Origin of the sequence: Nitrospirillum bahiense (assembly GCF_007828025.1) — a bacterium.
Lineage (GTDB): Bacteria > Pseudomonadota > Alphaproteobacteria > Azospirillales > Azospirillaceae > Nitrospirillum > Nitrospirillum amazonense.
Map to the genome: position 1 here is coordinate 1 of NZ_VITO01000037.1, position 12,957 is coordinate 12,957.

General features: G+C 67.0%; 1 protein-coding gene. It reads right to left on the reverse strand.

The features are described from left to right. On the reverse strand, positions 1-12,218 hold a 12,218-nt coding region (locus FBZ88_RS29605), incomplete at its 3' end, for an S-layer family protein (RefSeq protein ID WP_145620577.1). Between the last annotated feature and the right edge of the window lie 739 nt (positions 12,219-12,957).

Sequence of the window (12,957 nt, forward strand, 5' to 3'; positions counted from 1 at the left end):
GTCAGCAGCACGTTGGCGCCGCTGTTCACCAGCGTGCCGGCACCAACGTTGACCTGGTCGTTCAGCACCAGGTTGCCGCTGGCCAGTTCCACATTCGCCAGCGTGCTGGTGATCGTGCCGATGCCGTTGGTACCGGTCAGCGTGCCCAGGGTGGACCCGCTGCCGCCGGTGAACACCAGGGCGTTGGCGCTGGTGTTCACGATGCTGCCGGCGATGGTGCCGCTGTTGGCGATGGTGCCGATGCTGCCCTCGTTGTACAGGGCGACGACGCCGGCGATGGTGCCGCTGTTGGTAATGGTGCCGATGACGCCGGCGATGCTGTTGTGCAGACCCTGGCCAGAGACGGTGTCGGTGGCGCTGATCACCCCGCTGTTGGCGATGCTGGCGATGGTGCCGCTGTTGTACAGGCCGTAGGGCACGCTGCTGATGGTGCCCTGGTTGATCACGGCACCGATGCTGGCTCCGATGGTGTTGTTAAGGCCGGCGGCATTGACCTCCTGCCGGTCCTTAAGCAGGCCGGTGTTCAGCACCGTGCCGATGGTGCCCTGGTTGAACAGGCCGACGACGCCGCTGGCCGTGCCGCTGTTGTCCACCAGGCCGATGGTGCCCTGGTTATGGATGCCGTAGAGCTCACCCTCGAGCAGGCCGCTGTTGGACAGCGTGCCCAGGCTGCCTGCGCCGGCAATGTAGGCCGCCGTGACCACACCGCTGATGGTGCCGGTGTTGTTCAGGCTGGCCAGCGTACCGCCGATGTAGTCGTTCACCGCCGCCAGCACCAGGTCGACGTCGGACCCTATGGTGGTGACGCCGGTACCGATGGTCAGGCCACTGATGCCGGAATAGATGCCCACGCCGGTATAGCTGGACCCCGCCCCGCCCTGCACCAGGATGACGCCGGTTGACGACCCCACGATGTAGTTGGTGATGGAGCTGATATCGGCCGTGATGGTGCCGCCGCTGATGGCGGCCACGCCACTGACCTCCAGATGATTGCTGCCCAGGGCCAGCGTGCCCGTCGCCTGGCTGTAGTTGCCGGTGATGGTGACGGTGCTGGCCAGGGCCAGGCTGGCCCCGCTGTTCACCACCGTGTGGCTGCCCACGTTGACGATGCTGTCGCCCAGCACCTGCGCGCCGCCGGCGAACACCAGGTTGCTGGCGGTGTTGGTGATGCTACCCCCCGTCAGGGTGCCACCACCGCCCGCGATGACCAGGTCGGTCGCCGAGAGGTTGGCGATGTTGCCGCTGATCGTGCCGGCGTTGGCGATGGTGCCCAGCGTGGCACTGGCGCCGTTGTACAGCGCGTAGGCGCCGCCGGAGATCAGGCCCTGGTTCAGCAGCGTGCCCATGACGCCGGTGTTGCGCAGGCCGGTGGCCGAGCCGCTGATGCTGCCGATCAGGGTGCCGAAGCCGATGTTGCCGAGAAGCGCGATGGTCCCGGTATTGTTGATGCCGATGGAGCCGGTAACCAGGCCGGCGTTCTGGAAGATACTCAGGGTCCCGGCATTGTTCACGCCGGCCGTCACCCCGGTGATGGTCCCGGCATTGCCCAGGCCGAACACCATGCCCTGGTTGTCGACCGCCGCCCCGGTGGTGCCGAGGATGGTGCCGTAGCTGGTCAGCGTGCCGATGCTGCCGGCGTTGGCCACACCCACCGCGCCCACCATGACGCCCAGGCTGCTGCCCACCGTCCCCAGCGTGCCGTTGAGGATGCTGTTGATGCTGCCCAGGTTGTTGATGGCGGCGTTGGCGCCCGCCAGCGTGCCGCTGTTGGTCAGGCTGCCCAGCGTGCCCGTGGCCGCCACGTAGACGGCGTTGTTGGCATTGATGGTGCCGCTGTTGCTGAGCGTTCCCAGCGTGCCGCCGACATAGTCGTTGATACCAGCCAGGTAGAGGCTGTTGCCGCCGACGCTGCCCGTGACCTCCATCCCCGTCACGTCGCTGGTGTAGCTGAGGCCGGTGTAGCTGGAGCCCACGCCCCCGGCCACCAGGGCCACGGTGTCGCCCACGCCCGCCAGCATGTTGATGGTGCCCGGCACGCCCGTGGCGGCGATGGTGCCGCCGGTCAGCACCGCGGCGGCGCTGACGGCCAGCTGGCCGCTGCCGTATGCCACCTGCAAGGTGCCCGCCGACTGGCTGTAAGTGCCCGTGACGGCGATGAGGGTGGACAGGCGCAGGGATGCGCCGCCGTTGACCAGGGTATTGGTCCCGCCCAGGTCCACCTGGTCGTTCAGGGCCAGGTTGCCGCCGGCCAGCACCACGTTGGCCAACGTGCTGCTGATGGTGCCGACGCCGGTGGCACCCGTCAGCGTGCCGATGGTGGCACCGGTGCCGCCGGTGAACACCAGGGCGTTGGCGCTGGCGTTCACCACGTTGCCGGCGATCACGCCGCTGTTGGCGATGGTGCCGACACTGCCCTGGTTGTACAGGGCGGTGGCGCCGGCGATGGTGCCGCTGTTGCCGATCGCGGTGATGGTGGCGCCGATGGCGTTGCGCAGGGCCCGGCCCGTGATGGTATCGGTGGCGCTGATGACGCCACTGTTGTCGATGCCGCCGATGCTGCCGCTGTTGTACAGGCCGTAGGCGACGCTGCTGATGCTGCCCATGTTGGTGAGCACGCCGATGCTGCCGGCGTTGTTCAGGCCGGCGGCCTGGGCCGAGGGCGCGTCCTTCAGCAGGCCGGTGTTGACGACCGTGCCGATGACGCCCTGGTTCCACAGGCCGACCAGGCCCGTGGCCGTGCCGCTGTTGTCCACCAGGCCAATGGTGCCCCGGTTGCGGATGCCATAGCGGGCCCCGTCCAGCAGGCCGCTGTTGGCCAAGGTGCCCAGGCTGCCCAGGGTGGCGATGTAGGCCGCCGTGACCACGCCGGTGATGGTGCCGCTGTTACCCAAGCTGCCCAGCGTGCCGCCGATGTAGTCGTTGGCCGCCGCGACCACCAGGTCCACGTTGGACCCGATGGTGTCCACGCCGGCGGCGATGGTCAGGCCGGTGACGTCGGAGGTCAGGCTGACCCCGGTGTAGCTGGACCCCGCCCCGCCCTGGACCAGGATGGCGCCGGTGGGCGAGCCCACCACGTAATTGCCGATGGAGCTGACGCTGGCGGTGATGACCCCGCCGCTCACATTGGCGACACCGCTGACGAACAGGTGGTTGGTCGACAGGCCCAGCGTGCCCGTAGCCTGGCTGTAGTTGCCGGTGATGCTGAGGTCACCGCCCAAGGCCAGACTGGCGCCGCTGTTGACCACCGTGTGGCTGCCCACGTTGAGGGCGTCATTGACCACCTGGGTACCGCCGGCGAACACCAGGTTGCTGGCGGTGTTGCTGATGCTGCCGCCCGTCAGGGTGCCGCCACCGCCCGCGATGACCAGGTCGGTCGCCGACAGGTTGACGATGTTGCCGCTGATCGTGCCGGCGTTGGCAATGGTGCCCAGCGTGGCGCCGGCGCCGTTGTACAGCGCGTAGTTGCCACCGGAGATCAGGCCCTGGTTCAGCAGCGTCCCGATCACACCGGTGTTGCGCACACCCGTGGCCGACCCGGCGATGCTGCCCACCACGGCGGTGAGGCTGCCGGTGGGGAAGAGGGCGTTCGCCAGGCCCAGGACGGTGCCCGAGTTGTTGAGGCCGATGCTGCCGGTGATCGCGCCGGCGTTGACCAGGGTGCCGACGACGCCGGCATTGCTCAGGCCCGTGGCCGAGCCGCTGATGCTGCCGATGAACGTGGTCAGGCTGTCGGTGGCGAAGACGAAGTTCTGGATGAAGGCGATGGTGCCGGTGTTGTTGATGCCGATGCTGCCGGTGACCTGGTTGGCGTTGACCAGGCCGCCGATGCTGCCGGCGTTGTTGATGCCGGCCGTCACCCCGGTGATGGTCCCGGCGTTGCCCAGGCTGTACATCGAGCCCTGGTTATCGACCGCCGCCCCGGAGGTGCCGATGATGGTGGCGTAGCTGACCAGCGTGCCGATGCTGCCGGCGTTGGTGATACCCACCGCGCCCTGCAGCAGACCCACCGTGCCATAGCTGGTCGTCGTGCCCGTGCCCGTCAGCGTGCCGATGGTGATGGTGCCGATAGAGCCCAGGTTGTTCAGGGCGGCATTGGCGCCCAGCAGCGTGCCAGTGTTGGTGAGGCTGCCCAGCGTCCCCGTCGCCGCCACGTAGACGGCGTTGCTGGCGCTGATCGTGCCGGTGTTGTTCAGGCTGCCCAGCACCGTGCCGACATAGTCGTTCAGGCCCGCGACGACCAGATTGGTGCCGCTGGTGGTGCCGGTCACGGCCAAGCCGGTCACGCCCCCCGCCGCCACGTTGGCGCCGGTGTAGTTGGAGCCGACGCCGCCCGTCACCAGGGTGGTGGAGCTGACCTGTCCCGCCAGATAGTTGGCGGTGCCGGACAGCGTGGCCACGACCGTGCCGCCGGTGATGCTGGCCGCACCGCTGACCACCAGGCGGCCCGCGCCGACATCCAGGGTACCGGCTGTCTGGCTGTACTGGCCCGTGACGCTGATCAGCGTGCCCAGCCGCACTGAGGCGCCCATGTTGGACAGGGTGTTGCCGCCCAGAACAACCTGATCGTTCAGCAGCAGGCTGCCCGAGGCCAGCACCACGTTGGCGTTGCTGGCCAGCGCGCCGACGGCGCCGGATTGGCCGGTCAGGGTGCCGATGGTGCCGCCCGTCCCGCCGATGATGGTCAGCGGGCCGCCGCCGGCATTGTTGATGGTCCCGGCGATGGTGCCGGTGTTCACCAGCGTGCCCAGGATGCTGCCGATGTAGAGCGCCTGCGAGCCGTTGATCAGCCCGCTGTTGACCAGGGTGCCGACGGACCCGCCGAAGGCCACGGCCACGCTGACGCCGCTGATGGTGCCGCTGTTGACGACCGTGCCGTAGTTGCCCTGGCCCTGGACCCCGGTGCTGCCCGCGGCGATCACGCCGGTGTTGACCAGGGTGCCCACACTGCCCTGATTGACGAAGGCGTACCGGCCGTTCAGCAGCCCGCTGTTGGTGACGACGCCAACCGAGCCGCCGTTGGTGATATGGATGCCGGTATTGGCGCTGATGGTGCCGGTGTTGGTGAGCGTGGCCAGCGTGCCGCCGACATAGTCGTTGTTGACGGCCAGCAGCAGGTCGATATTGCCGCCGATGGTGGCGATGGACGTGCCGGTGCTAAGGCCCAACGCACCGCCCGTGACGGTGAGGGTGGCACCGGTGTAGTTGGATCCCGCGCCGCCCTGCACCAGGGTGTAATTGCCACCCGCCAGGTAGTTGCCCGTGCTGGACAGGCTGGCGCTGACCTTGCCGCCGGTGATGCTGGCCAAGCCGCTGACCACCAGCTGGCTGACCCCGGGGTTGATCACCAGGGTGCCCGAGGACTGGCTATAGTTGCCGGTGATGCTGACCGCGCTGCCCAGTGTCAGCGCGGCGCCGCTGTTGGCCACGGTGTTGGCGCCGACATCGATGGCGTCGCTTAGCGCCAGCGCGCCGCCGCTGAACACCACATTGTGCTGCGTGCTGCTGATGGTGCCGCCGGTCAGCGTGCCCACCGTGCCCGCGATGCCCCCGCCGATGGTGAGGCCGCCGCCGCCGTTGTTGGTGATGTTGCCGTTGATGATACCGCTGTTGACCAGCGTACCGATGGTGGCGGTGCCAGCCAGCATCAGGGCGCCGGTGCTGTTGAGGGTGCCCAGCAGCGTGCCGCTGTTGATCAGGGTATCGATGCTGGAACTGGCGAAGATGCCGCCGTTGCGACCTAGGATGCCGCTGTTGACCAGGGTGGCGATAACGGCACCGTGCTGGTACAGGCCCAGGTTGCCACCGATGCTGCCGCTGTTGATCAGCACGCCGAGGGTGCCGGCGTTGCTGATGGCAGTGTTGCCGCTGAGCAGGCCGCTGTTGTTCAGCGTGCCGATGGTGCCGACGTTCTCCAGGCCATAGCTGGCGCCGATGATGGTGCCGCTGTTGCCCAGGCTGCCGATCAGCCCGATGTTCTCTACGCCAGCGCCGCTGACGGTGGCGGCGATGGTGCCACTGGCGTTCAGCAAGGTGCCGATGGTGCCGGTGTTGAAGACGGCGTCGCTGAAATGCGCGCCGCCGACACCGATGACACCGCTGTTGGACAGCGTGCCGATGCTGCCGGCGTTGCGCACCCCCGCGGCCGTGGTGCTGGCCCCTACGCCCGCCAGGGTGCCGCTGTTGTTCAGCGTGCCTACCGCGCCGGTGTTGGTGACATAGGCCGCGTACAGCATGCCGCCGATGCTGCCGGTATTGTTCAGCGTGGGCAGCAGGGTCCCGACATAGTCGTTGTTCACCGCCAGCACCAGGTTGGTGCCGCTGGTGGTGCCGCCGAACGCCAGGCCGGTGAGCGACCCGGCGGACACGCTGTAGCCGCTGTAGCTGGACCCGGCGCCGCCCTGGATCAGGGTGCTGGCGTTGCTGCCCGCCAGATAGTTGGCGGCGGACGAGAAGGTGGCGCCGGAGACCACCGTGCCGCCGGTGATGACCGCCGCCCCGCTGACCACCAGCGCGTTGGCCCCCACGTTCAGCGTCCCGCCCGTCTGGCCGTAGTTGCCGGTGACGCTGACGATGGTGTTGAGCGACACCGAGGCGCCGCCGTTGACCAGCGTGCCGGCGCCGACGTTGACCGCGTCGCCCAGAACCATGGCGCCCGAGGCCAGGGTCACGTTGGCCAGGGTGCTGGTGATGGTGCCGCCGGTGTAGGTGCCCGCCACCGTGCCGCCCGACAGGACCAGCCCGTTGGTCGACAGGTTGACCAGGTTGCCGCTGATGGTACCGGTGTTGATCACCTGGCCCAGCGTGCCGCCCGACGCCACCTCCACCGCGATGGAGCCGGCGATGGTGCCGCTGTTGACCAGGGTGCCCAGGCTGCCGGTGCCGGCCACATAGACCGCGCCCGTGCTGGCGCCGCTGTAGCTCAGCGAACCGCTGTTGACGATGGAACCCAGCGAGGCGCCGACATAGTCGTTGCCGACCACGGCCAGCAGGTTGTTCCCCGACACGCTGCCGGTCAGGCCCAGGCCGGTGATGCCCCCGCCCGCCACCACCGTGGTGTTGTAGGACGAGCCGGCGCCGCCCTGCACCAGGGTGACGTTGCTGCCACCCGCCAGGTAGTTGCCGGTGGCGTTGAAGCCGCTGGACGTGACCGTGCCCGCGGTGACCGTGGCCGCACCGGTCACCGACAGCAGCGCGCCGCTGCCCAGCACCAGGGTGCCGGTGGCGCCTTGCGCGTAATTGCCCGTGACGATGACGCTGTTGGACAGGCGCAGCGAGGCGCCGCTGTTGGTCACCGTGCGGCCGGTGGCAGTGATGTCGTCGTTCAGCAGCAGGTTGCCGCTGTTGAACACCAGGTCGGCGCCGGTGCTGGTGATCCGGCCCTTGTCGGCGCCGCCGACGCTGCCGCTGACCCCCGTCAGCACGCCCACCACCGTGCCAGCACCACCGCCGATGGTCAGGGCCGTGGAAGCGCCGTTCAGGATGGAACCGGCGATGGTGCCGCTGTTGGTGAAGGTGCCGATGGTGCCGCTGCTGCCCAGGCGCAGCGCGGTCGGGCCCTGAATCGTCCCGCTGTTGGAGAGATTGCCGATGGTGCCTTCGTTGAACAGGGCGGAACGGGAGGCGGACGTGATGACGCCGGCGTTGGTCAACTGGGTGATGGTGCCGCCGGTGTAGTTGTCCAGGCCGTTGATGACCCCGTCCACGGTGTTGGACAGCGTGCCGATCACCCCGGAGTTGAACAGGCCCGCCAGGCGGGAGCCGCTGAAGTCGGTGATGCTGCCGGCGGCGGTGATGGTGCTGGCATTGGACAGGACGCCAATCGTGCCGCTCGACAGGTTGGCGATGCCGGCCACCACGTTGAAGCCGGTGACGGTGTTGCGGCCGGTGACGGTGACCAGCCCGCTGTTGGTCAGGGTGCCGATGGTGCCGCCGTTGCTCACGCCAGCGATGATGTTGCTGGTGCCGCTGACGATGGTGCCGCTGGCACCGATGGTGCCGCCCGTGGCGTTGGTCAGGGTGCCCAGGGTGCCGTAGTTCAGCACGCCGTCCGCGATGCGCGCGGCCGTGGCCAGGATGCGGCCGCTGTTGGTCAGGGTGTTGAGCGTGCCATAGTTGGCGACGCCCACCGCGGTGGTCGACCCGCTGGTGATGGAGCCGGTGACCAGCCCGGCGTTCTGGAGGGTGCCCAGCAGGTTGCTGTTGGCGATGCCATAGGCGCCGGCGATGGTGCCGGCCGCCTGGTTGTTCACCAGGCCGATGGTGTTGCCGTTGTAGATGCCCGAGTTGGGCAGGCTGTCCAGAATCTGGCCGCTGTTGTCGATGGTGCCGATGACGCCGTTGTAGTTGGCGACACCCACGCGGCCGGCGATGGTGCCGCTGTTGACCAGCGTGCCGATGGACGCGCCCAGCGTGCCCGACGACCCCATGAAGATGCCGTTGCCGAGGTTGGCCTCGCCGTTCAGCACGCCCGTGTTGGTCAGGGTGCCGATGGTGGCCGTCCCCGCCACGTAGAGCGCGGCGCTGGCCTGGCTGTTGGTCCCCAGCACGATGGTGCCGGCCTGGGTGAACGCCGCCGTGCTGGTGCCGAAGTAGTCGTTCTCGACCACGGCCTGCAGGTTGTTGCCCACCTGGGTGCCGATGACGCCCAGGCCGCCCACGTTGGACTGCACCACCGGCACGCTCTGGCTGCTGACCAGGGTGTAGCTGGAAGCCGCCCCCGCCTGCACCAGGATCGTGGTATCACCCGCCACGTGGTTGGTCAGGCTGTCGAAGCTGCCGACCTTGATGTAGCCGTCGCTGATGGTGGCCGAACCGGTGACCACCAGGGGGGCGTTCGGGCCCAGGACCAGCGTGCCGTTGGCGTTGTTCTGCAGGTAGTTGCCCGTGACGGTCACGCCCGGCGCCACGCCCAGCGTACCGCCGGTGTTGTACAGCAGACCGCTGCCGACGTTGACCTGGTCCGCCAGGTAGACCTGGCCGCCGGAGACCACCACGTTGCCGCCCGTGCTGGTGATGGTGCCCAGCGTGCCGCCGGCACCGGCGAAGGTGCCCCAGGTGGCGCTGCCGCCCCGCAGGTTGAGGTCGGCCGAGCCGTTGTTGGCGATGTTGCCCTGGATGGTGCCGCTGTTGGACAGCGTGCCCAGCGTGCCGGCCCCGGCAATGTAGATCAGCGTCGCCACCCCGGCCGGCGTGGCCAGCACGGTGCCGCTGCCGATGGAGATGCTGGCCAGGCTGTCGCCGACATAGTCGTTCAGCACGGTGCCCCACAGGCTGGTGCCCTGGGTGTAGCCGCCCAGGGTCAGACCGGTGATGCCGCTGTCGTAGGTGATGCTGGTGTAGCTGGAGCCCACACCGCCGGCGATGATGGGCGTGGCCCCCGCCGGTCCCTGCAAATAGTGATAGGCGCCGGTGGCGCCCACGACCGTGTAGTTCACACCGCTGACCACGGCCGCGCCACTGACGATCAGTTCACCGCCGCTGACGGCCGACCGCTCGGCCAACGTGCCGCCCGTCTGGCTGTAGTTGCCGGTGATGTTGATGCCGCTGGTCAGGTATATGCTCGCGCCGTTGGCGACGACGGTGTGGCCGGTGGCGTTGATGGCGTCGTTCAGCAGCACGTTGCCCGACAGCGTCACGTTGCTGGCGGTGTTGGTGATGGAACCCGCCGTGGTGCCGGTGAGGCCGGTGAAGGTGCCGAAGGTGCCGGCGCTGCCGCCCAGCAGGGTCAGGTCGCGGACGCTGTTGTTGACGATGCTACCCTGGATGACACCGGTGTTGGACACGGCGCCCAGGGTGCCGGTGGACGCGACATAGACGGCCGAGGCCGCCGTCAGGGTGCCGGTGTTGGTGATGGTGCCGTAGGTGCCGGCGATATAGTAGTTCTGCACCATGGCCAGCAGGTTGTTGCCGACCGTGGTGCCGGTCACGTTGATGCCGGTGCCGGAGGAACTGACCACGCCGGTCAGGGTGCCATAGCTCAGGGTCAGCCCGCCGCCGGCGGAGATCAAGGTGATGGCCTCACCCAGCGTGTGGTTGACGGTAGTGGTGAAATTGCTCAGCACCGTGCCAGCGATGCTGGCGGCGCCAGAGATGGACAGCAGGTTGGTGCCCAGGGACAGCGTGCCCAGCGTGGACGTCTGGGCGAAATTGCCGGTGAGGCTGATGGTGCCCAGCGTGCCGAAGGTGACGTTGGCGCCGTTGTTGACCAGGGTATTGGAGCCGACGTTGATGACGTCGTTGATCCGTAGGTTGCCCGACACCAGCACCACATTGCTGTTGGTGTTGTTGATGGTGCCGATGGAGTTGTTGTAACCGGTCAGTGTGCCGATGGTGGTGAGCGTGCCGCCGCGGATGGACAGGTCGTTAGCGCTGAGGTTGACGATATCGCCGCGGATGGTACCGGTGTTGGTCAGCGTGCCCAGGGTGCCGGTGCTGGCGATGTACAGCGCCGTCGGATAGATGGTGGAGACGCCGTTCAGCACGGTGCTGCCCACGCTCACCGAGGCGACGGCGCCACCGACATAATCCATCAGCGGGTTGTAATAGATCAGCGTCGTGCCGCTGGCGCCGATGTTGGAGAAATGGGCGCCGGTGGGGGCCTGCACGGCGGCGAAGGCCGAGCCGAGGTTGGAAATGCCGGTGGGCGAATATATCAGGCTGGCGGCCGTGCCGACGATGTAATTGCCCGCACTGCTGAAGGACGGGACGATGGTGCCGGTGATCAGCGTCACGCGGCCTGTGACCGTCAGGCCACTGGTGGTCAGGGTGTTGGTCGAGAGTGTGTTGTAATAGTTGCCGGTGATGGTGGAACCGGCGGCGATGGTCAGGTTGGTGCCCTGGCTGATCAGCGTTCCGCTGCCGACGTTGATATTGTCGTTCAGAAACAGGTTGCCGCCGGTGATTACGATGTTGCTCAGCGTGTTGATGATCGAGCCCTTGCCCGATGCGCCGGTGAAGGTGCCGAGGACCGTGCCCGTCCCGCCGGTGATGCTGAAGGTGTTGGCGGAATTGTTGACGATGTTGCCGCTGATCACGCCGCTGTTGTTCAGCCCAGCGATCGTACCCGAGGTGCCGATGCTGATGGCGTTGCCCGTGGCGCTGATGGTGCCGGTGTTGATCAGGGTGCCGATCAGGCCGCCGGTGGCGATGCTGCCGATGATGACGCCATTGTTGGCCAGGGTGCCCAAATAGCCGTTGTGAGTGACCGACGCGTTGCCGCTGGTCTTGGAAATGACGATGCCGCCCTGGATGGTGCCGATGCTGGTGTTGGTCAGGTTGACGATGGAACCGCCGGCACCGATGGAAACACCGGCGGTGCCGCTGATCAGACCCGAATTGGTCAAGGTGCTGAGGGTACCGTCCTGGCCGACATGGCTGTGGTAGATGGCCGTCGGGCCGAAGCCGCCGTAGTTCCGCACCTCCACGCCCGGGCCGGAATCGTTGAGGATGGTGCCGGTGTTGTTGACCGAGCCCACCACGCCGAACACGTTCACGGCACCGGTGCCGCCGCTGTTGCCCCTCAACATGCCGCTGTTGATGATGGTGCCGACGGTGCTGATTGTCGTGATGACGTCGATGTCGATGGCACCGCCCACGGAACTATAGATGTAGCCGCTGTTGGTCAGCGTGCCGATGCTGACGCCCGTCAGGTTCAAGGCGCTGTTGCCGTTGGCCAGGATGGTGCCGTCGTTGGTGAAGCCGCCGACCTTCACGCCATTCATCATCCGGATGGCGCCGTAGCCGCCGTCCGACTGGATGAGACCGGCGGCGTTGTTCACGAAGGTACCGATGGTGGTGTAGGCGCTGATGCCGTAGCTGATGGTGCCGCTGGTCGTGGTGTAGGTGGGGGTGCCCGTCAGGACAATGGCGGCGATGCCGCCCGTCGTCCCGGTGCCGCCGATCAGGTTGTTGTTGAAGAACGCCGTCAGGGTCTTGCCGCCCTGGATGCTGAAGCCGGCGTAATTGCTGGAGCTGCCGGTGTTGTTGGCCACCAGCGTGCCGTTGTTGATGACGGTGCCGAGCGTGCCCGTCCAGATGAAGGACGTGCAGTGCGCCGCCGAGCCGATGGTGGAATTGGTGGAGAAGCTGCCGCAGGCGCTAGCCCAGGCTGATTTCGGTGCGGCCAAGCCCACGCCGATGGCCAGCGCCGACGCGCCCAGGAGGAAGGCCTGCTGCGTCTTCTTCGTGCCCTGACCGCGCGTAACCGCCTGCTTCGCCATGCCACCTGTCTCCCAACCACTGGTTTGCACCATTGCCGGGCTGAGAGACAAAAATGGCGGCTTTGGGGTATCGCCGGGGAACATCGCCCGACACCCAAATCCGTTTCTTGCCACCCCAACCCTTCTTCCGCGCCGGAATCCGGAGCCCCGTGCCCCCTGGTTCCTGACCTATCCAAACGGGACAGGCGCGCCACCACCTTTTGGGATAGTTGGGCAATTCATGTCAATTGCATCTTCAGAGGCTTCAACTATCGGGGAAGGCGAAGAGGCCCATTGGTTAAGGTTGATTAACCATTTCTTCGTGTATGATTTCATCACATTTAATAACAACTTATAAAACAATGGGTGAGGCCCAGCCACTTGGCGGTACCCCTTGCGTACGCAATAGCGAAATATGGGAAAAATACCGCAATATGCGGCGACCATTTGCGCGAAGTCTTTACCACTTTTTAAACGTTGGTGCCCACGGCCAGGGGCGCGCCGCAGTTCAGCAACCACGCCAACCGACTGGACAAGCTATCCTAATGCACCACCCGCTCTCCGCTCTCGGAACCTGGCGCAGGCCATCCGTTATAACCTTTAGTTTATATTGCGCCGGTTGCAGTCGAGCTGCCTCCAGCGACTCCGATCGTCCGGCACGCCACGTCCCGGCCAGGGCCGTTTCAGCCTGGTCGTCATCAACAGATCGCGTCACGGTGAACAATTGGCAGCCCGCCGCGTTCAGGGGACGCGGGGCCGC